Consider the following 24,563-nt stretch of genomic DNA (forward strand, 5'->3'; position numbering starts at 1 on the left):
ATGATTTATCATTTTTTAGGCCCACAATCATTTTGAACCATCTGGCGGAATCTACCAACACTTTTTCATACATGCCGCTTGAAAAATGGAACATATTATTTTCAGCAATTATTTTTTGTTATAGTTGCAATACTGTTCTACAAACATGACAGTTTCTTACTATAACAATTGTTCACAGTGCTATTTTTACTTTTTGTTCATCCTTCCCTTTACTTTTGATTTTACTCTCGCTATAATTAAAAGTGACTTGTTTCGACAAAATACGACAAAGGAGAGTTACACAATTATGGTAACTTCTGAAGAATTAGATATTTTAAAAGAACACTATTCTTCTTTTCAAAATCCAGTATTTTATTGTTCCAATCAATTAGAAATTTTATGGTCCAACCCCGCTGCCGGAAAAATAGAGCAAAAATATACGAAAGATATTTCTGTTATCTGGGAAGAATTCTTTTTTTCCCTCCAACAGTCAGACCCTACCACTACTCTATCGTTCCATTTTATTTGTGGGGATACTTGTGCTTGGCTTAGATATATCCCGGTTGGAAATGGTGGTTTTTTGGAGTGGCTTTTAGAAGAAACCGATTCGAACAGTTTATCCAGATTTCACGAATTTTCCATGCAATCTTCTGATTTATTTAGCGTTGAAACCAGAATATACCTGACAAATATTTTTAATGTACTGCCATTTCTCTATAAAGAAATGGAACAGCAGGAACAATATGAATCCTTAGATTATTTGAAACAGATCTCACAAAATGCTTACCATCTGTTAAAAATGGTAAATAACAGTTTGGCATACCGTAAACTTAGTCCTAATTCCCTCCGCTTAACTGCAGTGGATATTACAAAAGAGTTAGAGCAACTTTTTATTTTGGTACAGGCAAACCTGCTTCGTTCCAACAAAACGTTTGAATATCATCTTCCAGATTCTCCTATTTTGATGCAAACGGATGTAGAAAAACTCCACATTGCTCTATTAAACTTAATTTCCAATGGATATTTATATGGGGGGTCTGATAATTTGGTATCCATTTCGGTTTGTACCCAAAAAGAAGATTTGATTATTCGGGTAACCGACCATGGAGAAGGAATTTCCACAGAACAGTTTGAACGGGTATTCACTCCTTATTATTCCTATAACCCTAATACTGGAACTCATAGTGGAATTGGCCTTGGACTGCCCTACACCAAAAAATTAGCGGAATGTTTAGGAGGAAGCTGTTTATTAACTAGCCAGCCTCATCAAGGCACACAGGTTGTCCTACGCCTTCCCATAAAAAACAGTGTAAAAGATACCGTACAATTTCAATCTAATCGGTTTGAATATAGCACTGGCAGATTCTCTCCCGTTTCTATTTACCTTTCAGATATCTGTGAAATCCCTATCTTTTAATTCAAATAAATTTAGTGATTGATACAAAATACTTTTTTTCAGCAAGATAATTGGAAAATCGGTTGACCCAGCCATAAAAAAATAGTACAATTAATTTGATTATTATTTTGTTTCTGTCCCAAAAGTCCATATTTTTAAGCTTTTGATGGTTTATGAAAAAACAACAAGCGCCAGTACGGTAAAAAAGCGGTTTGTTTTATCACACACCCAAACCACCCTTTTTGGGACAGCAACTATAAAAGATATGGAGGTTTATCGACTTATGGCTGTAAAATATGTTTTTGTAACAGGTGGCGTTGTTTCCGGGCTTGGAAAAGGCATTACAGCGGCATCTTTAGGGCGTTTGCTAAAAAATAGAGGGTATAAAGTAACCATCCAAAAATTTGACCCCTACATTAACGTGGATCCTGGTACAATGAGCCCTTACCAGCATGGTGAAGTATTTGTTACAGACGATGGCGCTGAAACTGATTTGGATTTAGGCCATTATGAGCGTTTTATTGATGAAAATTTATCTGTTGATTCCAATATTACTACAGGTAAAGTATACTGGAATGTATTGAACAAAGAGCGTCGTGGAGACTATTTGGGCCGTACTGTACAAGTAATCCCCCATATTACAAATGAAATCAAAAATAAAGTATATGCCGTAGGCAAAAACAGCAATTGTGATGTAGTTATCACGGAAATTGGCGGTACTGTTGGGGATATTGAAAGCACCCCATTTTTGGAGGCAATCCGTCAGGTTGTCACCGAAGTAGGGCGAGAAAACGTAATCTATATTCATGTTACATTAGTTCCAACTGTTCCAGGTTCTACTGAATTAAAATCCAAACCAACCCAGCACTCTGTTAAAGAATTGTTGAGTTTAGGTATCCAGCCTAATGTAATTGTATGCCGCAGCGATTACCCTCTGCCAGATGATATGGTAAACAAAATTGCTTTATTCTGTAATATCCGTCCACAGGATGTTATACAGAACCTAACTGCTGGTACTTTGTATGAAGTTCCTATGATGTTGGAAAAAAACGGTTTGGTGAAATCTGTATGTCATCATTTACATTTGGAGGAACGAGAACCAGACCATGTACAATGGCTGCAAATGATCGACCAGGTGAAAAGTGCAAACAAAGAAGTTACCATTGGTCTGGTAGGAAAATATGTAGAGTTGCCTGACGCATATATCTCAGTAGCTGAAAGCTTATATCATGGTGGTTTGCCACACTCTACAAAAGTAAAAATTGAATATATCCAATCTGAAGATATCACAGAAGATAATTGTGCCGATTTACTGAAGAACTGTGATGGCATCTTGGTTCCTGGCGGTTTTGGAGACCGTGGTATTGAGGGAAAAATCACAGCAATCCGCTATTGCCGTGAAAACAACCTTCCTTTCTTCGGAATTTGTTTGGGCATGCAGATGGCTGTTATTGAATTCGCACGCCATGTAGCAGGACTGGAAAACGCAAATTCCGCAGAATTTTTAGAAGATGCAGAAGATCCAGTAATTGATATTATGGATGACCAAAAAGATATCACCAAAAAAGGTGGTACGATGCGTTTGGGATTGTATCCATGTAAACTTCGTCCAGATACCAAGTGCCGTAATCTATATGGAGAAGAAGTGATTTACGAACGTCACCGTCATCGCTATGAATTCAACAACGCTTATCGCGCAAAATTGGAGGAAGCTGGTTTGACCTTAGCAGGTGTTTCTCCAAACGAAAAATTGGTAGAAATTGTAGAGGTAAAAGAACATCCTTGGTTTGTTGGGGTACAATTCCATCCAGAATTTAAATCTCGTCCAAACCGTCCTCATCCTTTGTTTGTGGATTTTGTCGGAGCCGCTTTACAACACAAAGAAAATCAATAATTTGAATTGGGAAGGCAGTTAAATTTGCCTTCCTTTTTATATAATTTTAGCAAAATGGCATCATTGCCTTATTGGTAAAAAAGGTTTTTATATCGTATATAATTAGGAAACAAAGGTTCCCATAGTGCATATAATAAAAACATATTTGCATAACCAAATGGAAAACAAAATAACTTTATAAAACACAAATTATTCAATGATTTGTGTTTCTCCTATAATATGACAAAATACATAAAAATTAAACTGAAAATTTTTGCGATTTATTTATTGACAAAATGCGTCCTATATATTAACATAATAATATATTAATTAATAAATTGAATGGGGGTTTCATTTATGGAACAAAAAAATGGTAAAGCGGTAGCTTCATTAGTGTTGGGTATTATTTCCCTGGTACTGATGTTTATTCCATACGGTGGTTGGGTTGGTCTTATTTTAGGTATTGTAGGTATCATCTTAGGTATCTCTGCTAAAAAAGAGGCTCCATCCGGTATGGCTACAGCAGGTTTGGTTCTGTCCATTATCGCTGTAGCTCTGTGTGCAATTAGTTTAATTGCTTGTGTTGCTTGTGTTGGCTGTATCGGTACAGCTGGTATGTTATCTTACTAATAATTAGAAAAGCACACAACGGGCAAACCATTACGTTTGCCCGTTTTTTTCATATGATTCGAAAATGAATTCCCCTCTGATTGTAAGACAAAATGGAAATACAACTTATTCCATTTAGCTATTATAAAAGCACCAGAAAACAAAACTTTTACTATAAAATATCAAATGATATGAATTCCAATGATATTCATTATCAAATAAAATACTTTATTTTTATTGTATCTCCCATATCGATTTATTTCTTAAATTCTATCCCGCTTTTGCAATACGAAAGGAGCTTATTATGTTACCAACCATTACAATTGGAGATTTTACGATTGCGATGTATGGGCTGCTTATTTTAATTGGATTCGCCCTTGGATGTCTCGTATCTGTATTCCGTTCTTCAAAATGCGGTGTACCAAAAGAAGATGTTTTCTATTCTATATTATTTGGTGCTATTGGCGTCGTAATAGGTGGAAAAATCTTATATATCCTCACGATTCTAAAGCCACTCATTGAACATTTCTCTGAGTTAATCCAGTCTCCAGAGAACATATTGGGACTTTTAGGAGGGGGATTTGTCTTTTATGGTGGATTATTTGGTGGAATCATCGGTGTATATTTATACTCCAAAATATACCGTATTCCATTTTATCCTCTCATTCAAGTGATGATTCCAGCAATTCCATTAATTCATGCGTTTGGTAGACTAGGATGTTTCTGCGCTGGCTGTTGTTATGGTATTCCATTTGATCCACCAATTGGCATGATGTTTCAAGCATCCCCTGTAGCACCTCATGATATTACTCTATTTCCAGTACAATTGTTGGAAGCTGGTTTGAATTTAATTTTATTTTTTGTGCTGTATTATGGAATCAGCAGAGTCGAAAATAAGATTTCTCTACTTGGTTTTTATCTCATCTGTTATGGTGTAATCCGATTTATTACGGAATTTTTCCGTTATGATGCGGAACGGGGTTCCTGGCTCATCTTCTCCACCTCCCAGTGGATTAGCCTGCTTGTGGTTCCATGTGGTATTATATTAATAATCAGACAATATAAACGGTATAAAGCCAGACAAAATATTAATTAATCTCGATCACTTTTAACCTCTCATCTATATCATTTTATAGTAAATCACAAACAGTAAAAGCTAGGAATATTTACTCTATAAAGGAATACTGGAGCCCAATCCAGCTGTTTATACTTTGTTTTATAATAGCTAGTTGTACTTTATTGCATACCAAAAAACAAAATTATTTTTTGAAAAAGATGTTTTTTCATTACAAACAAATCTACTTCAAATACGATTTATTATTTACATCACTGTAAAAAGTGTATCGTTTCCTCTTTTTCAATATGATCAAAAAAATTTCTTCAAAGGGAAAAAACAAAAAATAGTTTATCACAATCTAGTCAAATCCACTGGTTCAATCAGCGGCTTACAAAGCGTCTATAAGAAGTGCTGAATGATATTATTGCATTACCAACCATAAACAGGTCAAAAATAGTACTATTTTGCTCTTTTTTCAGTACAGTCTTTCCCTTTTCTGTCCACGTATAGCTCTCTCTTAGGATTGGTTGCACTATTCTTTTTCTTTCCTTGGTAAAACCAGAAAATTTTCTACATCGAAAGACACCATAAAAAAGGTCTAACAATATTGTTAGACCTTTTTATTTTAATTATTTTCTATTATTTAGACATACGTTTTTTATGTCCTACTAGAACACCAACGGTTGCTGCAGATAAACCGGAAATCATGAGATAGAGTATATTTCTTCCTGTATCTCCAGTCCGCACTGTTTTTGTTGTTGTATTTGCAGATTTCGTCTCTTGGCTTTCCTGTCCGGTAGAAACTACTTCTTTCGTTTCATCCTGGGAAGGTTGTTTTGAAGTAGTATCTTCTGTTGTAACCGGAACCAAGTTGTCAATTGCCTGTTGTACTACATTTACCGCCGTATCAACTTCATCTTGGGTTGCATTATCATTTTCCAATACTGTTGTTGCAGTTTGTACGGCTGCTGTTAACGCATTGTAGCTTTCTGCTGTATACGCTGTCGCATCTTTTCCGTTTGCTTCTGCTACCACCTGTTCCAGTACAGATTTATCTGCTTTAAACCTCAGGTTCATCATTGCGTTTAACAGATTATCTGCTGCCTCTGTAATCTGCTGCTGCATTGCATTGTCCGCATTTGCCAGTAATTCTTCCGCCGCAGTAAGAGCAGTATCAAATTCTGCCTGTCCAGCCTCAATATACTGGGATAAATCGTAGCCTTTTGCAATATCGACCAACATTTGTAAGGAAGTAATATCTCCTTTTACAAATCCAAGTTTGTGAATCTCATTTAACAATGTTTTCCACGCAGCATCCACTTGTTCCTGAGAAGCGGTTGGGTCCTCTAAAATTGTTTTTGCCTGATCGAATGCCTCAAGGAAAGATTTCTGTACATCTGCAATTACATTGTCAAACTCATCACTCGCTTTTACGTTGTCTGCATATGCTACTACTTTCTTTAAAATATCCTTATTCGTGGATTGAACCGTTCCAACTGTATATTGAAGTGCATTAGAATAACCAAGTATGTTTCCCTCTGCATCTTTTGCCACTGCATAAGCAATGTCTGTTTGCCCTTTTGCGGTAGAAAGTTCAATTTGTGTTTGACCTTCTGTTCCTTGTCCTAAAATATTGTTTGTAAGTAAATTAGCGTTCAAGCTATCCACTGTTAAAGTTTTTGGTGTAGTGCGATCAAAGTTGACTGGCAATTCTGCAATATCAATATCACTAGCAACTACTCCGCTTCCATAATTATCTAGTTTAGGAGTATCATAATAGTTATAGTCATCTAATACTGGAGAGTAAGAATTTAAATAAATTTTTCCATTTGCCAGGTCAAAGTACATCATTTTAATGTATCCTTCACCGCCACCTGGAGCGCTTTGATAGTCAGTACAGATACGATAAACAACGCGGTCTTCGACTCCATCGCCGTTATCATCAAATCCTACGTTATTCATAGAAGCACCATGGTAATGTCCATTTAACATAGCAATGACATTAGTATGTGTTTTGCAAACCTGTTCTAACAATAAATCACTGAAATAATCCGGTTCTGCATTTGCATTAATTCCTGGATGGGTACAGATAATCGCTTTTTTATCAGGATATTGTTCCAATACACTGTTAATCCAATCCACCTCTGGAGTGTAGATATCCCAACTCATATATATGAACAGCAATTCTTCTCCATCTACGTTCACCAGGTCATAGTGCCCTTTATTATCATCGTAAGTTCCACCATACCAGCTGTTTCCTTCATAACGTTCTGCACCAAAATATTTATCATATAGTTCATAACGTTCATTTCCGTGACCAGTATCATGGTTTCCGCCTAATAAACCATAAGGCAAACCAGCCTGTTCAAATTTACTTAACTCATTAGAAGCATTGACATATTGGTATTCTTCATTAAATTCGTCAACAATATCCCCCGTATGGACAACGTATTGGATACCAAGACCATCTTTATTATCTACAATCCAATTGGTCATTTTAGAGAAGTTCTCCATATATTGTTCCGAATAATATTGCGTATCGGAAATCCAAGCAATTGAGAAATCATACTGCTCTGGAATTCCTGTACCATCCCAGTTGTAATCATTTTTTACGGTATCCTGGGTAGCTTGAGGTTCTGTATAAGGGGTGTATTCTTCTCCTCTTGCTTGCGCCAAAACAGTAACTTTTCCGTTTTCTCGATAATCTTCCAATGGGAATACTGCGGTAATTTTACCATTCTGTTCAGTTGTTTCAAGAATATCCCAGGTACTGTCTGTAGTATTTAAAGCGTATAACTGGATTGGTTGATCATAATCCGCTTGAGCAGAGAGATCTATTCTGATTTGTTCTTGTTGTGTGCCATCTGTTGTGATTTCAAAAATCTGATATGGGTATTGACCATTATCCGAAGTTACTGAACCCAATCCATTGGCAGCTTCAGCCTCTGCGGTACTATCTCCAACACCTGTATAAATACTAAGGTCATTTAAAGCTTTTGCTTGATAAATTGTGGTATTGGCTGCACCTTCCACACTTCCTACTGTGGCTACTGCTGGATAAGTAGAGGATTCAATACTGAAATCCAAATCGGTTGCTACTGGAGTTTCTTCTGGTTGTTGTGGGGTACTGTTATCTACTGTAAAATCAATGGTTTTGGAATTGCCAGAACTGCTGTTGACAACCAACTGGTGACCACCATCGGAAAGCGCTGTGGTATCAATCATACCAGATACGGCATCTACTTTGCCCGCTGGGATTTCAAAATCCATAATCGCAGCGATTTCGCAATCAGCGGAATCCCCCATTTTAATTTCGCCCATTGTGCTGAGATCATTGCCGTTTACTCCAACTACAGAAGTTGGCTGGATTACCGTACCATCTGTCAAGGAAAGTGCCATATTACTGATATAAAAGTCATCATTATTCGCATCAGTATCAGATTCCCAGGTGGAACCATAGGTACCAGCACGGATTGCCAGTTCAATCGAAACGGAACCATCTTCATTGTATGTAAAATAGGATTGGTCTACCATAATTGCCATAGAAGAGTCCGACGGAATTTCACTGCATTTGGAGAAATTTTTGATAATCTTATCCCCACAGGTCAAGGCATTTTTAAAATAGCTATCTACACCACGGTGGGTAAAGGTGAAAAATGCGCCATTTTCAAAAGATGGGGTTAATTCCACTGGAGCACCATCTACTGTGGCGGTAATGGAAGAAGTTGTATTGTCAAAGTCTTTGATAGAAAGAGATTGTGTTCCGGATAAACTTCCATCTCCACCAAAGTTTACACGTAATCCTGTTACATTATCCAGTTTATTGACGGTAACTCTTTGGACATCTGTCATGGTATAGCGGTAGGTATTATATGCTTTTACATAGTAATCTACATAATCCGCGTTTAATACTACATCGGATGGAATAAACGCATACCATTTGTTATAGATAGCAAATGATGTTGTCTTATCACATACATAAGAATCCATATCAGGTGTCTTATAGTACAATTCAATGGATTTTACCGGCATCACATCGCTCCCACTGTAGTTATATGGGATTCGAATAAAATCCCCTTGGTTTACACTGGTTACTGGATCAACTGCCAAAGATAGATTTGGAGAGGAACCATCATCTTCAGCATAGGTTACCTGGGCGTCATTGATAGCACCCATATTTGTTGTGGATTGCGCTTTATAAACATCCATTTTTGGTCCGTCTGGATTAATCTTCAGGTCAACGCTTTTGTTGTCCTTCATATCATTAGTTCCATCCCAGAAGTAATAGGAAACTAATTCCCTGTCTTGGTTTTCCGCCATTTTATAAACTTCAAAACCACGGAGTGTATTATTTAATCCATTTTGATTTTCAAAAATAAAGACTGGAACATTTTCTGGAATACTGTAGGCCGCACGGAATTCCTCTTCAGTTGGATAGGTTGTATAGGAACCTGCTAAAGAGTCTGCACGGTAACACCAGATAACTGCTGTACTTCCTGCTGGGATAATACAGCCTTCCTTACTTTTATCCATAGTAGTAATTTCCAATGTTTTTACATTATCCGTTTTAATCCGATAATCAATTTGGTATTCTTTGTTTAAATCAATATCCTGGCTGGTTGTATTTGTTAACTCAAAACATTCCATTAAATCATTGGATCCAGACCCATAAACCGCATCTCGATTACTATCGTTTGCTCTAATCTCTGTTAAATATAAACCTTCTGGTTTCCGATTTTCTGGAATATGGATTTCACGTTGTCCATTTAATTGAGCGGTATATACAACACCGGCAGTGGTTGGCTTTTTGCTTTCATATACATTCATTGTAGAGCCAAAGTCTGGAATGCTCAATTGGACAGAAAGTCCATCGGATGTTACCTCATCCGTTGTTTTGTTATAATGGTAGTAAGAAACCGTCTCCCCAGTAGATTTTTTAATCGCAAAACCACGATCATTTTCTGCAAATCCGTTTTGTCCGCTTACTATGAATACTGGAACATCATCCGGTACATTCATATCTTTACGGAATTCCTCTTCAGAAGCATAACCGCCTTCCCCTAGGTCTTTTCTTTGGCTCCAAAAAATAACAGTCTGTCCTGGGGCAATGTTAACGTCACTGCTACCATCAACAGTGGTAACTGCCAACTGTTTCATCACATAGTTGTCTTCAGAAGGATATTCGTACCAAAAACCATAGTCTTGGTTAAAATTGATTGTCTGGTCAGAAGTATTTGTAATTTCAACAAATTCCATCTGGTCACTAGTATTTCCATAAACATCGCTTCGATAAGATACATCATTTTGATAAATTTCAGTCATCCACAAGCCTTTTTGCGCTGGTTGATCCAAATTATTTGCAGTATCTTGTACCGCAAATGCTGGAAGTGCTGACCCTGCAATCATGGTAGACGCTACCGCAACGGATAAGCAAGCCGCTAAAAGCCTTTTTCCAAATCGCTTTTTCATTTACATTTTCCTTCCTAAATGATAGTAGGAGCATTGATTTACTCCAATTGATACACTACCATATATAAATTTCTGTTACTATCATAAACAAATCATATTCAAGTTAAATGTATAAATTATCATTTCGGAAAAATAGCGATAAAATAAAATCTGTTTTACAATATAAAAGATAAAAGTAAACAAAAAGAAATATAAGAAAAATTTATGTTAAATAAATGTGTGGTTTCAGCTGCACGGTAAGGAACAATTGATTCATTATTTTTCCAAAAGCCAACCAATTGATTGCCTAAAAGTTTCCCTATAGTTCAAAAATGCACCTATATTAACGAATCAATATACAAAAAATAAACTGATTCCGTCCGAAAAACGAAACCAGTTTATCCAATCCACTTTAATGTTATCTACTCTACAAAAATGTTTATATCGTTCATACCATTCCAATTAGATTTTTGCAGTATCATAATGGGCACGTTCTCCGCCAATAAATTTAGGGCGTGTCCTTGCGCAAACCAGGTGGGCTTCTCCAATCGAAGAAAGGGATAGGCGTACGGGTACCGCTACCTGTTTTAAATGCATCCCAATCAAAGTATCCCCAATATCCATTCCACCATGAGCTTTTATGGTTTCTACTGCAACTGGGTTCTGGAAATTCTGGTATGCTGTTGTGGCAAAGCTTCCCCCTGCTTTTGGCTGGGGAACCACATTGACCGGCTCATACCCATATTTTTCAGCTGCCGCCTGCTCTAAAATAATACACCGGTTTAAATGTTCACAGCATTGTGCCGCTAAATAGACACCATGCACTTGCAGCACTGGATAAATCCCCTCAAATACCGCTTTTGCCAGTTCCACACTGGAATCAGAACCAATTTTATGCCCTCCAATTTCGCTGGAAGAACATCCAACCACCAAAATTTCCTGTGGTTTTAATTTTGCAATCTCCAGCAGTTCTTCTACCGCCTGACGGGCCTGGTTTTTAATTTCTTCTAACATAAAAATCCCTCCTATTCTTCATACCTTTGTTTGATGTATCCGGAATATCTTCTGGTTAACTCCTGTTCAATGGGGATAATCAGACGCATCCCCTGCTCTCTATTATCCGCAGAAGCGGTAATGCGGATTAGAGTACCATCATCCTTTGCGTATGTAGCAACAGTAGGATTGGTTAAATCCAACAGAGCAGAAATGGAGTCTGCCACTGGTGCTTCCCCTACTATTTCTGGTGGAGCTTCCTGCATACTCTTTAATTTCAAATTGACCGAAACAAATACCCGATTACTACGGGAATTTAAATATTGATGGCAACACAGTTCAAACATCGGCTGCATTTCACTTGGAGGTCCAGGAAGCAGTACAATTGTCTTGCGATTTCGTTCGATAATACAGCCCGGTGCGGTCCCAACATCATTATACAACGGAATACAGCCAGTTGGCAAATAAGCCTGTTTGGCGATGCTATCCGTCATTGCAATGTGCAGCTGCCCAATCTTTTCCTCAATCCAATGGTAAGCCTTTTGATCTTTTACCAAAGTTTTTCCGAAATACTCTGCGGCAACCTCTTTGGTCAAATCATCTTTGGTAGGCCCTAACCCTCCGCACATCACCACCAGGTCAGCCCTGGTAAAAGCAATCTCTAAAGCCGAACGTAAACGCTGCCGGTTATCCCCCACCACCGTTTGGTAATAGACATCAATCCCTAGATGCGCCAATTTTTTAGCTAAATACTGGGCATTCGTATTACAAATATTTCCCAGCAAAAGCTCTGTTCCTACACATAAAATTTCTGCCACCATCGCAATATCCTCCTTTATGAATTTGCATACTGGCTATTATATAATTCATAATAAAAGCCTTTTTTCTCTAATAATTGGGTATGGGTTCCCTGTTCCACAATATTCCCCTGATTCATCACAAGAATTTGGTCTGCATTCACAATCGTGGATAACCTATGGGCGATAACAAAACTGGTCCGCCCCTCCATCAATTTTAAAAAGGCTTTCTGAATCCGTATTTCCGTTAAAGTGTCAATTGAACTGGTAGCCTCATCCAGAATCAGCATTTCTGGGTCTGCCAACATTGCCCTAGCAATGGTGAGCAGCTGCCGCTGCCCTTGTGAGAGCTGCCCCCCTTCTTGGGAAACTACCGTATCATATCCATCTTTTAATCGGGTGATAAATCCATGGGCATGAGCGGCCTTTGCCGCCTGTTCTATTTCTTCTTGGGTAGCATCCGGTTTTCCATAAGTCAAGTTTTCCCGGATGCTTCCACCCATCAGCCAGGTATCCTGTAACACCATGCCAAAACTTTGGCGAAGGCTGTCCCGAGTAATTCGGCGGGTATCAATTCCATCAATCAAAATCGCCCCATCCGTCACTTCATAGAACCGCATTAACAGATTAACTAGTGTGGTCTTTCCACAACCTGTTGGTCCAACAATGGCGATTGTCTGACCCGGCTTTGCCTCAAAACAAAAATCCTGAATTAATTTCTGGTCTGAACGATAAGAAAAAGAAACATGGTCAAAACAAACATGACCCTTGCAGTCATGTAACTCCATGGCATCTGGGATATCTGATGTTTGCGGTGGAGCATCAATCACCGCAAAAATGCGTTCCAACGAAGCGAAAGCCGTTTGTAGTTGAGCGGTAATGCCGGAAATCTCGTTAAAAGGTTTGGCGAATTGGGCGGAATAAATCAAAAAACTGGAGATAATTCCAACAGAAACCCCCTGCGTAACAGCGATTATCCCCCCTGCAATACCTACAGCAATATAACAGATATTATTCACAAATCGGGTACTTGGGTTTACCATTGCGGAAGCAAACATAGCATGAGTAGCTGTTTTCCGTAGACGATCGGAAATATTGTCAAATTCTTCGCACTCCAGTCCTTCCCTACCAAATGCTTTGACAATTTTCTGATTACCTACAATCTCAGCGGCAAACGAAGATAATTCCCCAACCGACTGCTGCTGTCTGGTAAAGGTTTTCTGGCTAAACTTTGTAATAAAATATGCCACAATCAGGCAAATCGGCGTCAACACCAAAATGGTAACAGTAATTGTCACGTTCAGATAAAACATAAACGCTACTGCGGAAATCAGGGTAACAATTCCAGAAAACGCGTTGGTGATGGACACCGCCATAGCGTCGCTGACACTATCTAAATCATTGGTAAAACGGCTGATAATATCCCCATGGGGATGGTTGTCGTAATAAGAAAGTGGCTGCAAATTTAAATTGTGGAAGGTATCCCGTCGCATATCCCGCACCACAAGGTAGGACACTTTATTGGCATAGCGGGAAATAAACCACTGGAACAAGGAGGAAATCACATAGATGACCCCCAATCCAATCAGAATTTGAATCAGACCTGGAAAATCCACTGCACCTGGACCGTGGATGTGATCAATGGCAACCCCATTCAGATAGGTAGCAGCCACTACGCCCAAGCTGCTAACCAAGGCACAAACCAACGCAAGCAGGATTTGAAACCGGTATTTTTTGGCGTATCCAAGCAAACGGCGAAAATTTTTCATCTTGTCCCTCCTCACTTGCTTTGGGATTGATAAATTTCTTGATAGGTTTCACAGGTTTGTAACAATTCCTCATGCTTCCCGTGTCCAACCAATTTTCCGTCATCCAGCACCAGAATATGGTCTGCCAGAGTGACGGAACTGATCCGCTGGGAAACGATGATAATTGTCCCATTTTTCAGATATTCCTTTAAAGAGCGGCGCAGCTTCAGATCTGTCTGATAATCCAACGCACTCAAACTGTCGTCTAAAATTAACAAATCTGGCTTCCGAACTAATGCTCGGGCAATGGACAGCCGCTGCTGTTGTCCACCGGAAAAATTCTTACCACCCTCATGAATTTGGGAATGGATTCCCTTATTCAATGTCTTTACAAAATCATATGCTTGCGCAGCCTTCAGCGCCTCTATGATCTCCTGTTCTGTTGCATCCTCTTTTCCCCAACGAATATTGTCCGCAATGCTACCGGAGAATAGCACTGTCTTTTGGGGAACAATTGTGATTTTGGAGCGCAGATAATCCTGTGCTAACTGCTTCACTGGTTTGCCTCCAAACCTTACTTCCCCTTGGTTTACATCGTAAAACCGTGGAATCAAATTAATCAAGGTGGATTTCCCGCTTCCTGTGGTTCCCACAACCCCAAGGATATTTCCTACTGGCAAGGTAAATGAGATGTCCTCCAACACTTCTTTTTGGTTATACCCAAAGGAAACATGGTCAAACTCTACGAAAGGAGCGGTTGGATCTAGTTCCCGTTCCGCCTGTTGGTCTTTTACCGAAACATCACAAGTCAATACTTCATTGATTCGGTTGGCAGAAGCAGATGCTTTGGTAAACAACACTACCAAGTTTGCCACGATAATCAGTGCCATCAAAATTTGGGTGACATAGTTGATCAAAGCCACAATACTTCCCTGGGTTAAATTACCCGCATTTACGCTGATACCCCCAAAATAAAGCAGCACAATAATGCCAGCATTCATTACCACTGAGGTAATCGGGTTCATCAAAGCGGAAAGATTGGTAACATGGATATTCGCCCTAGCCAACTGTTCGGTTGCTTCGTCCATCCGTTCCCGTTCTTTTTCATGGCGGGCAAAAGCCCGGATTACCCTTACACCGCTTAAATTTTCCCGCAGAACCTGCCCTAACCGGTCCAATTTGCGTTGGGCGTTTTGATAAAGTGGAACCGTCTTTTTCATGATAACTACCAACACCAATACAAAGATAGGAATCAGCACCACAAACACCAATGAAAGCTGTGGGTCAATATAAATCGACATCACCAGTGCACCAATACACAAAAAAGGCGCCCTACTCACCAAACGGATCAAATAGGCAACTGCCATTACAACTTGATTGACATCGTTGGTTAATCGATTAATCAAAGTGGCGTTTCCAAATTGGTCCAGCTCCTGATAAGAAAGTTGGGATATTTTCTGGATCAATTCCCGGCGGATATCATTACCAACGTTCTGGCAGGTAACAGACGCAAAATATTGGCATAACGTTGCCGAGCCAAGCCCTACAATAATAACACCCAGCATCAGTATCCCAGTTTTCCAAATATAAGGAATATCCATATTGTGTATCCCCACATCAATAATCCTCGCCATCAGCAAAGGTAGCAATAGTTCCAATATTGCTTCTACCAGTTTTGCAACAGACCCGATAATTGTCTGTTTTAAATAGGGGCGCAAAAATTTTTTTAGTTGAAACAAAACGAAATCACTCCAATTTTCCGATGATATTTCTCCCTTGTGACACTGTCCTATCAAACAGTTGCGTGGTATAATATTTATATAAATGATTAAACAAATTGAATTTCATCTTTATTTTATCGTTTGTTACTTGGCAGAAAATTATGCCAGGAAAGACGGTTTTTATTATACTGAAAATTTATGAATATTTTGTAAATACTTTATTGATTTATTTGACTAAAGCGCTAAAGCGTTGTATGATAGTAATTGTTAAGTAACGGAAAAACATATTGGAAGGTGGTATAAAATGGAATTCACACTGGATACCTTGAAAAAAGACGAACAGGTGTCTTTGAGTTTACGCAAACTGTATGAGCAGTTTGGCTATAAAAAATATAAAGTAAGCAAATTTGAAGCATATGAGCTTTACCTAGAAAACAAAAATTTTTTAAAAAGTGAGCAGATCATTACTTTTAATGACCTAGATGGAAAGTTGCTGGCATTAAAACCTGATGTGACACTGTCCATTATTAAAAACACCAACGCCAACCGTGAACAGACAGAAAAACTTTATTATATCGAAAACGTTTACCGTTTGTCCCGCCAAAATCATGAATATAAAGAGATTAACCAGATGGGATTGGAATACATAGGAGATGTTGACCTGTATGCCACGTTGGAAGTAATCCAACTGGCAATGGATAGCTTAACAGCGATTGATCCCAACTGTATTTTAGATATTTCCCATATGGGGTTTGTTTCCGGGCTATTTGATAGTCTCTCGGTCGAACACAGTGTAAAAATGCAACTGTTGGGTTGCCTCCGCTCCAAAAATCTGCACGACCTGAAACGAATCGTGGAACAGGAACATATTTCTGATTTTTACCGGGATAAGCTGGAAAAAATTGCTGCTTTGGACGGGGAATTTGAATCCACCCTACAAGCGGCACAGGAATTGGTCATCAATGACAACATGCAGGATGCGGTAAATGAGCTTAAAGCCATTTATCAAATCATTTCCCAAAACCAACTTGCTCAACATATCCGGCTGGACTTTTCCATCATCCAAGATATCGATTACTACAACGGGATTATCTTCCAAGGATATGTACAAAAATCCCCAAGCGCAGTGCTTTCTGGCGGCAGGTATGATAACCTGCTAAAAAAATTCAACCGTGATGCAGGTGCCATCGGATTTGCGCTTTATCTAGATGAATTAAGTAGGTATTACCCCGTTGCTATGGATTACGATGTGGATACCTTTGTTTTGTACCAAAATGATGCCGATTGCAATATACTCTCTCAGCAGATCAACAAGCTGGTTTCCTCTGGGGAACGGGTTCGGGCTGGAAAGCAGATTCCTGCTGACCTGCGTTATAAAAAACTGATGAAAATAAATGGAGATATTTTGGAGGAGGTGGATAGCCGTGCTTAATATCGCATTGCCAAAAGGACGTTTGGGGGATAAAGTTTACGAACTGTTCTCCAAAATTGGATACGACTGTAAATCCATCTATGAGGATAATCGGAAACTTATTTTTGAAAACCCGGAAAATGGTGTCCGCTATTTCCTGGTAAAACCCAGCGATGTTGCCATTTATGTCGAACATGGCGCCGCCGATGTAGGGGTTGTAGGTAAGGATATCCTGCTGGAAAGCGAACCGGATATCTACGAATTATTGGACTTGAACCTGGGAAAATGCCGGGTAGCTGTTGCAGCGAAAACAGACTATATTGAAGACACCGACAGGACGCTGCGGGTGGCAACAAAATTTGTTAACATCGCCAAACAGTATTATGCTTCCCTGAACCGAGAAATTGAAATCATCAAACTAAATGGTTCTATTGAACTGGCTCCGATTTTAGGGCTGTCCGATGTAATCGTGGACATTGTGGAAACCGGTACCACATTAAAGGAAAACAATTTGAAGGTATATAACGACATTGTTCCTATCAGTGCCCGTTTTATCGCAAACAAGTCCAGTTTTAAATTTAAAAACGACACAATTGAGCAAATGTTATCCAAACTGACGGAGGAATTGAACCAATGATAAAACTGTTTTATTCCAATGAAATGAAAGAATCCGATATTTTAAACCGGGAAATCCAAAATAACGACGAAGTGGAAGACATTGTAGCGGACATCATTAATGATGTCCGTGCCAATGGCGATCAGGCACTATTGGATTACTGCAAAAAATTTGACCATGCTGATTTAGATTCCTTGGAAGCATCCCAGGAAGAAATCGATGACGCCTACAATAGCATTGACCCTGAATTTATCCAAACACTGAAGATGGCGCGGGACAATATTGAGGCGTTCCACCGCCAGCAGGTGCGTAAAAACTTTGTGATCAACGACAAAGAAGGTATTGTATTGGGACAAAAGGTAACTCCAATCGAAAAGGTTGGCTTGTATGTCCCAGGGGGAACAGCAAGCTATCCTTCTTCCGTATTGATGAATGCTGTCCCCGCTAAAATCGCAGGGGTGAAAGAGATTGTCATGACCACTCCTCCCAACCCAGACGGCAGTTTACCACAAGCGATTTTAGCCGCCGCAAAAGTAGCCGGTGTTACCCGCATTATCAAATCCGGTGGAGCACAGGCGGTGGCTGCATTGGCATACGGCACTGAAACCGTGCCAAAAGTGGATAAAATTGTAGGACCTGGCAACATTTTTGTAGCTACTGCAAAACGCCGAGTATATGGTATTGTGGATATTGACATGATTGCTGGTCCAAGTGAAATTCTAGTAATCGCAGACGGAAGCTGCAACCCGTCCTATGTAGCGGCGGATTTGCTCTCTCAGGCGGAACACGATAAACTGGCAACCGCTGTGCTGATTACAGACAGCAAAGTTTTGGCGGAAAAGGTACAACAGGAGTTGGAAGTACAGATTCCGCAACTGCTACGCAGTGAAATCGCACGGACTTCCATTGACCAAAACGGGAAAATTATTGTGGCCGATTCTATCCAGCAAGCAGTGGAAATCAGCAACCGTATTGCACCAGAACATCTGGAAATCTGTGTGGATGATCCATTTGCTGTACTAAATTCCATCCAAAATGCTGGCTCCATCTTCTTAGGGAAAAATGTTCCAGAAGCGTTGGGAGACTATTTCGCAGGGCCAAACCACACCCTCCCCACCAGTGGTACAGCCAGGTTTTCCTCTCCATTGTCAGTAGATGATTTTGTAAAAAAATCCTCTTTTATCTATTACACCAAAGACGCCCTTTCCCAAGTACAGGAACGAGTTGTGGATTTTGCCACCAGGGAAGGTCTTACAGGCCATGCAAAATCTGTATCCATCCGGTTTGAATCCTAGCTGATTGGAGTGATTGTTATGAGCCGGTTTTTAAGCCAGCGTTTTTCTCAAATAAAACCATATGTCCCTGGGGAACAACCCCAAGATACTGAATATATTAAACTGAACACCAATGAGTCCCCCTATCCTCCTTCTCCCCGTGTATTGCAGGTAGTTAACCAGAAAGAGGTGGAGAAATTAAGGCTGTATTCTGATCCAGAAGTAAAACAACTGATTCAGCAAATCGCTGATTTTTACCAGGTATCCACCGACCAGGTATTTGTAGGAAATGGTTCGGACGAGGTGCTGGCATTTAGCTTTATGGCGTTCTGCGACCAGCAACAGCAAATTTGTTATCCCGATATTACCTATGGCTTTTATCAGGTATTCTGCCAGCTATTCGGATTGCAGCAAAACCCCATCCCTTTAAAACAGGATTTTACCGTGGATTATCAGGACTACTGCGATTGTGGGAAAAACATCGTAATCGCCAATCCCAATGCCCCAACCGGCTTGTCCTTATCATTAGAGGAAATCGAACAGATCTTGAAAACCAATCCAGACCATCTGGTGATGATTGACGAGGCATATGTGGATTTTGGCGGGACAACCTGCATCCCATTGTTAAAACAGTATTCCAATTTAATGGTAATCCAGACATTCTCCAAGTCCAGGAGCCTGGCCGGTGCCCGCCTTGGGTTCGCCATCTCCTCCCCTGAGATTATCCAGGATTTAAACAAAATAAAATTTTCTTACAATCCTTATAATGTCAACCGCCTGAGTATATTGGCAGGTTCTGCTGCTATGCAGGATCGTCTATACTGGGAATACTGTACTAACGAAGTAATCCAAACACGTAACAAGACAAAATGCGCTTTAGAACAATTAGGTTTTACTGTCCTGGATTCCAAAACCAATTTTCTGTTTGCCCGCTGCCCGAAAATCAGCGGTGAGGACTATTACAGCAAACTGAAACAGAACGGCATCCTGGTACGGCATTTTGACCAGGAACGGATTCAAGATTTTGTACGTATTACCATTGGCACACCGGCACAAATGGAGCAGTTCCTTCAGGTAACCAAAAGGCTGATGGAGGAGGAAACACAATGAGAAAAGTAACCATAGAACGGAATACAAACGAAACCCAAATTACCATCCAACTAAATCTGGATGGAACGGGACAATACCAGAATCAATCTGGCTGCGGCTTTTTAGATCATATGCTGGATTTATTCACACGGCATGGACGGTTCGATTTACAGCTCACCTGCAAAGGAGATACTTGGATAGATTACCACCACACCACAGAGGATATTGGCATTGCCTTAGGGCAGGCCTTTTCCAAAGCACTGGGTGATATGCGGGGAATCAACCGGTATGGCAGCTTTCTTCTTCCAATGGATGAAACCCTTATGTTGTGTGCCTTGGATTTCAGCGGACGCAGCTATTTGAATTACGATGTTTCCATCCCAACAGCAAAAGTTGGGGATTTTGATACGGAACTGGTAGAAGAATTTATGCTGGGATTTATCCGTGCTGCTGGAGCAACCCTGCATTTCAAGCAACTGGCGGGAAGCAATTCCCACCATATAATTGAAGCGATGTTTAAAGCGTTTGGCCGTACCTTAAAACAGGCTGTGGCAATTGACCAACAATATGCGGATGAAATCCCTTCTACAAAAGGATTACTAAAATAAATAGAAAGGAGCCACTTCCATGATTGCAATCATCGACTATGGTGTGGGAAACCTATTTTCTTTAAGCAGTTCCCTTTCCTATTTAGGGCTGGAGAACACGATTACTCGTGACCCTCAGCAGATAGAACAAGCAGACCATATTATCCTCCCCGGTGTGGGTGCTTTTGCGGACGCCTATCAAAAATTGGAGCAGACCAATCTGATTGATACCATCAAGCAGCAAACCTCCAACGGGAAACCACTGCTTGGTATCTGCCTGGGAATGCAGCTCTTATTTGATAAAAGTTACGAATACGGGGAGCACAAAGGGTTGGGATTGATCCATGGGGAAGTCTGCCCTATTCAAGACGATTTAACACAGCCTTTGAAAGTGCCCCATATTGGTTGGAACAGCCTGCATTTTCCAAAAGAAAATCCTCTGTTCCAATATAACAAAGAGGGGGATTACGTATATTACGTCCACTCTTTTTACGCCAAAAACTGCCAGGAGGATACCATTGCTACCTCGGAATATGATATCACCATCACTGGGGCAGTCAACAAAGGCAGCGTGTACGGAACCCAGTTCCATCCAGAAAAAAGCGGCGAGGTTGGGTTAAAAATATTACGGGCATTCGCCGAACTGTAAAACGGAGGTTACCATGGAAATTTTTCCTGCAATAGATTTGAGAAACAGCCAGGTGGTACGGCTTACCCAAGGGGATTACAACAGGATGGATGTTTATTCTTCCAATCCTGCGGAGATCGCCCAACAATTCAAACAAAAAGGGGCTACCAACCTACACGTAGTGGATTTGGATGGTGCGAAGGATGGCAAACTGGTCAATTTTGATACCATCCGTTCGATTGTGGAACAAGGCGGATTATTTGTAGAGGTTGGCGGTGGAATCCGTGACGAACAAAGGATTCAGCAATACCTTTCATTGGGGGTCAACCGGGTTATCTTGGGCACTGTCGCCATTACTAATTTTCCTTTTCTGCAACAGATGGTGGAAAAATACAAAGAGAAAATTGCCGTTGGAGTAGATGCGCGGGACGGCTATGTTGCCATCAACGGATGGAAAGAAATCACTGATACCAAATCGGTTGACTTTTGTCAGAAGCTTGCTGATATTGGGGTAAAAACCGTAATTTACACCGACATCTCCAAAGATGGGCAGCTTTCTGGGACAAACCTGGAAATCTACCAGGAACTAAGCCAGATAAAAGGATTGGATATTGTGGCTTCCGGCGGCATTTCCTATGAAAAAGAAATTGTTCAATTAAAAAAAATGAATTTATACGCCGCCATTGTAGGCAAGGCGATTTATACCGATACCCTCCAGTTGGACCGTGTCATCCAGCTGGCAAAATAACGGAAAAGGAGGGCATAACATGATTACCAAGCGAATCATCCCCTGTTTGGACGTCCGCAATGGGCGCGTCGTAAAGGGGATTAATTTTGAAGGAATACAGGATGTTTCTTCTCCCGTAGAACTGGCAAAGTTCTACAATGAAAGCGGAGCTGACGAGCTGGTATTCTACGACATTACCGCTTCGGTGGAGGAACGCTCATTATTTACCGATATCCTCACCCAGGTTGCCAGCCAAATCTTTATCCCTCTGACAGTGGGGGGAGGCATCAATACCATTGAGGATTTTGACCGCGTGTTAAAATGCGGCGCGGATAAGGTAAGCGTCAATTCAGGTGCGATCAAAAACCCTAGTCTGATCGCACAGGCGGCAAAAAAATACGGCGACCAATGTGTAGTCTTATCCATGGATGTAAAACGGGTAGATGGAAAGTTCCGCCTGTTTGCCAAAGGAGGACGGGAAGATACCGGTATTGACGCTTTGGAATGGGCGCAGATGGGGGAACAAAACGGCGCTGGGGAATTGGTTGTCAACAGCATTGACACCGACGGAGTAAAGGATGGCTTTGACCTAGAAATGCTGCAAGCTGCGGCTGACCGAGTTTCCATCCCAATCATTGCTTCCGGCGGAGCTGGAAAAATGGAAGATTTCTCGAAACTATTTCACTCCATCCCCAAAGTAGACGCTGGTTTGGCAGCTTCTATCTTCCATTTTAAAGAAATTGCGATTCAAGATTTAAAACAGCACCTCCGTGAAAACGGGGTTGAAGTGCGTATGGTATAAAGGAGAATCATTATGACAAAAATTGAGGACTTAAAGTTTGACGCCAACGGTCTAATCCCCGCTGTTGTACAGGATTATTACACCAAAGCGGTATTAACCGTTGCTTATATGAACCAGGAAAGTTTAAAAATCAGCATGGAAGAAGGCAAAACCTGCTTTTGGAGCAGAAGCCGCCAAGAGTTATGGCGGAAAGGGGAAACCTCCGGAAACTACCAGCATATTGTCACCATCAAGTCCGACTGTGACAATGATGCTTTGGTCGTGGAAGTAGTAAAGGACGGTCCTGCCTGCCATTTAGGGACGGATTCCTGTTTCGAAAATTATCTGTATATCAGCCCGGAAATTAAAGAATTCTCCCTGGACTCCCTCTATGAATTGATTAAGGGAAGAAAAACAGATAAAAAAGAAGGCTCTTATACCACCTATCTGTTTGAAAAGGGAATTGACAAAATCCTGAAGAAAGTCGGGGAAGAATGCACCGAAGTAGTCATTGCTGGAAAAGGTGCGGACAAAAAGGAAACCATTTTTGAGATTGCTGACTTAACCTACCACGTAATGGTATTAATGGTGGAAATGGGAATTTCCCTAAACGAAATCAAGGATGAACTGGCAAAACGTCATGTGATTGACCATAAGGTAAAACAAGAAAGGATGCAATAATGAAATTTTGCTCCAATGCTCACACCCACACCAATTTTTGTGATGGCAAAAACACAGCGGAAGAAATGGTTCTGGGTGCGATTCAAAAAGGGTTTACCTCATTAGGCTTTTCCGGCCATTCCTACCTGTCATTTGACAGCGGCTGGACCATGAGTGAGGAAGGTACCCAGGCATACTGCCAGGAGATCAACCGGTTAAAGCAAGCTTATCAATCCCAAATTTCCATCTCTTTGGGATTAGAATGGGATGCTTATTCAGATACGGTGGACCGCTCCCAGTTTGACTATATCATTGGTTCTATGCACTATTTGCGTAGCCCTGAAACTGGGATTCCATATACCTTCGAGGATACTCATGAAATGATGGAAGCCTGCCTCAATCAGGGATTCCATGGAGATGTAAAGGCAATGCTCCGTTCTTTTTATGAGCAAATGGGGGAACTCCCCCACTGGATGAAGCCGGATATCATTGGGCATTTTGACATTATTACCAAGTTAAACAGGGGGAACCGTTATTTTGATGAGGATTCTCCCGAATATCAAAACATCGCTTTGCAGGGACTAGACAGGGCAATCGAAGCAGGCTGCCTGTTTGAAGTAAATACTGGTGGGATGTACCGGGGATATTGCGATAAACCCTACCCCGCCCCTTTTTTGCTAAAACGTTTGGCAGAAAAAAACGCAAAAGTCATCATCACCAGCGATGCCCACAACCCGGATTCTTTGGATTTTATGTTTACAGAAATGGCAGAACTTTTAAAATCCTCTGGATTTTCTACCATTTATCAATTAGTTCAAGGAAAATGGACACCAACAAACATAGAATAGAACCGCTCTTTTTTGAGCGGTTTTTATTTTTACCCTGTTCCGTAAAATAAAATTTTTGCTCTACTAAGGAGGGCAAAGTTTTCATTGTAAATATTGAGCAATATAAAATAAGTAAATGATGTATTTGTATGTTTTAATTGGTATAATAATACTTATTTGTTTATAGATGGTGGGCTATATGAATAAATGAAATTTCAGTATACCTTGGATTTTTTGCTGAAATAAGCTCTTTTGAAAAAGGAAGATCTGTATGCTAAAAAACAGAAAAAGATTTATCTTCAACAAAAATATAGATATTTTATGAATTTATGAATTTTTATA

19 protein-coding genes are annotated in these 24,563 nt (G+C 40.2%); 14 read left to right on the forward strand and 5 right to left on the reverse strand.

Features of this window, described 5'->3' with window-relative positions:
- The first annotated feature begins 286 nt into the window (after positions 1-286).
- The 4 genes from BQ2683_RS04140 (at position 287) to BQ2683_RS04155 (ending at position 4,953) form a co-directional block, all read left to right on the forward strand.
- Positions 287-1,396 (forward strand): sensor histidine kinase, encoded by a 1,110-nt coding sequence (locus tag BQ2683_RS04140; RefSeq protein WP_069987491.1) that lies wholly within the window; start codon positions 287-289, stop codon positions 1,394-1,396.
- Between the two features lie 262 nt (positions 1,397-1,658).
- A complete protein-coding gene (locus tag BQ2683_RS04145; protein WP_069987492.1) occupies positions 1,659-3,269 on the forward strand; it encodes a CTP synthase in 1,611 nt (536 codons plus the stop codon).
- Positions 3,270-3,605: 336 nt separating this feature from the next.
- On the forward strand, positions 3,606-3,878 hold the full coding sequence (locus BQ2683_RS04150; protein WP_069987493.1) for a hypothetical protein: 273 nt from the start codon (positions 3,606-3,608) through the stop codon (positions 3,876-3,878).
- Positions 3,879-4,161: 283 nt separating this feature from the next.
- The gene (locus BQ2683_RS04155) at positions 4,162-4,953 is read left to right on the forward strand and encodes a prolipoprotein diacylglyceryl transferase (RefSeq protein WP_069987494.1); all 792 of its coding nucleotides are present in this window, start codon (positions 4,162-4,164) and stop codon (positions 4,951-4,953) included.
- A gap of 600 nt (positions 4,954-5,553) precedes the next feature.
- On the opposite strand, the gene BQ2683_RS04160 is transcribed toward BQ2683_RS04155, so the two are convergent.
- The 5 genes from BQ2683_RS04160 to BQ2683_RS04180 all read right to left on the reverse strand — a co-directional run bounded on the left by BQ2683_RS04160 (position 5,554) and on the right by BQ2683_RS04180 (position 15,639).
- Positions 5,554-10,383 carry a metallophosphoesterase gene (locus tag BQ2683_RS04160; RefSeq protein ID WP_069987495.1) on the reverse strand — a complete coding sequence of 1,610 codons (4,830 nt, stop codon included), beginning with the start codon at positions 10,381-10,383 and terminating at the stop codon, positions 5,554-5,556.
- 441 nt (positions 10,384-10,824) lie between these two features.
- Entirely contained in the window at positions 10,825-11,376 is a 552-nt protein-coding gene (locus tag BQ2683_RS04165) for a TIGR01440 family protein (protein ID WP_069987496.1), read from the reverse strand.
- A gap of 11 nt (positions 11,377-11,387) precedes the next feature.
- Positions 11,388-12,176, reverse strand: a complete 789-nt coding sequence (locus BQ2683_RS04170) for a molybdopterin-binding protein (protein ID WP_069987497.1) — start codon at positions 12,174-12,176, stop codon at positions 11,388-11,390.
- Positions 12,177-12,190: 14 nt separating this feature from the next.
- Positions 12,191-13,921 carry an ABC transporter ATP-binding protein gene (locus BQ2683_RS04175; RefSeq protein ID WP_069987498.1) on the reverse strand — a complete coding sequence of 577 codons (1,731 nt, stop codon included), beginning with the start codon at positions 13,919-13,921 and terminating at the stop codon, positions 12,191-12,193.
- An 11-nt stretch (positions 13,922-13,932) separates the two neighbouring features.
- Entirely contained in the window at positions 13,933-15,639 is a 1,707-nt protein-coding gene (locus BQ2683_RS04180; protein WP_069987499.1) for an ABC transporter ATP-binding protein, read from the reverse strand.
- Between the two features lie 286 nt (positions 15,640-15,925).
- On the opposite strand from BQ2683_RS04180, the gene BQ2683_RS04185 reads away from it, so the two are divergent.
- Genes BQ2683_RS04185 through BQ2683_RS04230 form a run of 10 tightly spaced genes read left to right on the forward strand, consistent with a single transcriptional unit; the run spans position 15,926 to position 24,242 of the window.
- Positions 15,926-17,053 carry an ATP phosphoribosyltransferase regulatory subunit gene (locus BQ2683_RS04185; protein ID WP_069987500.1) on the forward strand — a complete coding sequence of 376 codons (1,128 nt, stop codon included), beginning with the start codon at positions 15,926-15,928 and terminating at the stop codon, positions 17,051-17,053.
- Positions 17,046-17,669 carry an ATP phosphoribosyltransferase gene (gene hisG / locus BQ2683_RS04190; RefSeq protein ID WP_069987501.1) on the forward strand — a complete coding sequence of 208 codons (624 nt, stop codon included), beginning with the start codon at positions 17,046-17,048 and terminating at the stop codon, positions 17,667-17,669. The genes BQ2683_RS04185 and hisG overlap by 8 nt, the downstream gene beginning before the upstream one ends.
- Positions 17,666-18,943 carry a histidinol dehydrogenase gene (hisD, locus tag BQ2683_RS04195; protein ID WP_069987502.1) on the forward strand — a complete coding sequence of 426 codons (1,278 nt, stop codon included), beginning with the start codon at positions 17,666-17,668 and terminating at the stop codon, positions 18,941-18,943. Before hisG ends, hisD begins: the two co-directional genes overlap by 4 nt.
- A gap of 18 nt (positions 18,944-18,961) precedes the next feature.
- Complete coding sequence (gene hisC / locus BQ2683_RS04200) at positions 18,962-20,032, forward strand: histidinol-phosphate transaminase (protein ID WP_069987503.1); 1,071 nt, start codon at positions 18,962-18,964, stop codon at positions 20,030-20,032.
- A complete protein-coding gene (hisB, locus tag BQ2683_RS04205; RefSeq protein WP_069987504.1) occupies positions 20,029-20,619 on the forward strand; it encodes an imidazoleglycerol-phosphate dehydratase HisB in 591 nt (196 codons plus the stop codon). Before hisC ends, hisB begins: the two co-directional genes overlap by 4 nt.
- Positions 20,620-20,638: 19 nt before the next feature.
- Entirely contained in the window at positions 20,639-21,247 is a 609-nt protein-coding gene (gene hisH, locus BQ2683_RS04210; protein WP_069987505.1) for an imidazole glycerol phosphate synthase subunit HisH, read from the forward strand.
- Between the two features lie 13 nt (positions 21,248-21,260).
- Positions 21,261-21,974, forward strand: a complete 714-nt coding sequence (hisA, locus tag BQ2683_RS04215; RefSeq protein ID WP_069987506.1) for a 1-(5-phosphoribosyl)-5-[(5-phosphoribosylamino)methylideneamino]imidazole-4-carboxamide isomerase — start codon at positions 21,261-21,263, stop codon at positions 21,972-21,974.
- A 19-nt stretch (positions 21,975-21,993) separates the two neighbouring features.
- Entirely contained in the window at positions 21,994-22,755 is a 762-nt protein-coding gene (gene hisF / locus BQ2683_RS04220) for an imidazole glycerol phosphate synthase subunit HisF (RefSeq protein WP_069987507.1), read from the forward strand.
- Between the two features lie 12 nt (positions 22,756-22,767).
- The gene (hisIE, locus tag BQ2683_RS04225) at positions 22,768-23,415 is read left to right on the forward strand and encodes a bifunctional phosphoribosyl-AMP cyclohydrolase/phosphoribosyl-ATP diphosphatase HisIE (protein ID WP_069987508.1); all 648 of its coding nucleotides are present in this window, start codon (positions 22,768-22,770) and stop codon (positions 23,413-23,415) included.
- On the forward strand, positions 23,415-24,242 hold the full coding sequence (locus BQ2683_RS04230; protein WP_069987509.1) for a histidinol-phosphatase: 828 nt from the start codon (positions 23,415-23,417) through the stop codon (positions 24,240-24,242). Before hisIE ends, BQ2683_RS04230 begins: the two co-directional genes overlap by 1 nt.
- The last annotated feature ends 321 nt before the right edge of the window (positions 24,243-24,563 follow it).

The sequence above is a fragment of the Massilioclostridium coli genome (genome assembly GCF_900095865.1).
Lineage (GTDB): Bacteria > Bacillota > Clostridia > Oscillospirales > Ruminococcaceae > Massilioclostridium > Massilioclostridium facile.

Excerpts from the sequence above, each read along its gene's own strand:
- BQ2683_RS04140 (WP_069987491.1), top strand. The coding sequence starts at position 287 with ATGGTAACTTCTGAAGAATTAGATATTTTAAAAGAACACTATTCTTCT.
- BQ2683_RS04145 (WP_069987492.1), top strand. The coding sequence starts at position 1,659 with ATGGCTGTAAAATATGTTTTTGTAACAGGTGGCGTTGTTTCCGGGCTT.
- BQ2683_RS04150 (WP_069987493.1), top strand. The coding sequence starts at position 3,606 with ATGGAACAAAAAAATGGTAAAGCGGTAGCTTCATTAGTGTTGGGTATT.
- BQ2683_RS04155 (WP_069987494.1), top strand. The coding sequence starts at position 4,162 with ATGTTACCAACCATTACAATTGGAGATTTTACGATTGCGATGTATGGG.
- BQ2683_RS04160 (WP_069987495.1), bottom strand. The coding sequence starts at position 10,383 with ATGAAAAAGCGATTTGGAAAAAGGCTTTTAGCGGCTTGCTTATCCGTT.
- BQ2683_RS04165 (WP_069987496.1), bottom strand. The coding sequence starts at position 11,376 with ATGTTAGAAGAAATTAAAAACCAGGCCCGTCAGGCGGTAGAAGAACTG.
- BQ2683_RS04170 (WP_069987497.1), bottom strand. The coding sequence starts at position 12,176 with ATGGTGGCAGAAATTTTATGTGTAGGAACAGAGCTTTTGCTGGGAAAT.
- BQ2683_RS04175 (WP_069987498.1), bottom strand. The coding sequence starts at position 13,921 with ATGAAAAATTTTCGCCGTTTGCTTGGATACGCCAAAAAATACCGGTTT.
- BQ2683_RS04185 (WP_069987500.1), top strand. The coding sequence starts at position 15,926 with ATGGAATTCACACTGGATACCTTGAAAAAAGACGAACAGGTGTCTTTG.
- hisD (WP_069987502.1), top strand. The coding sequence starts at position 17,666 with ATGATAAAACTGTTTTATTCCAATGAAATGAAAGAATCCGATATTTTA.
- hisC (WP_069987503.1), top strand. The coding sequence starts at position 18,962 with ATGAGCCGGTTTTTAAGCCAGCGTTTTTCTCAAATAAAACCATATGTC.
- hisB (WP_069987504.1), top strand. The coding sequence starts at position 20,029 with ATGAGAAAAGTAACCATAGAACGGAATACAAACGAAACCCAAATTACC.
- hisH (WP_069987505.1), top strand. The coding sequence starts at position 20,639 with ATGATTGCAATCATCGACTATGGTGTGGGAAACCTATTTTCTTTAAGC.
- hisA (WP_069987506.1), top strand. The coding sequence starts at position 21,261 with ATGGAAATTTTTCCTGCAATAGATTTGAGAAACAGCCAGGTGGTACGG.
- hisF (WP_069987507.1), top strand. The coding sequence starts at position 21,994 with ATGATTACCAAGCGAATCATCCCCTGTTTGGACGTCCGCAATGGGCGC.
- hisIE (WP_069987508.1), top strand. The coding sequence starts at position 22,768 with ATGACAAAAATTGAGGACTTAAAGTTTGACGCCAACGGTCTAATCCCC.
- BQ2683_RS04230 (WP_069987509.1), top strand. The coding sequence starts at position 23,415 with ATGAAATTTTGCTCCAATGCTCACACCCACACCAATTTTTGTGATGGC.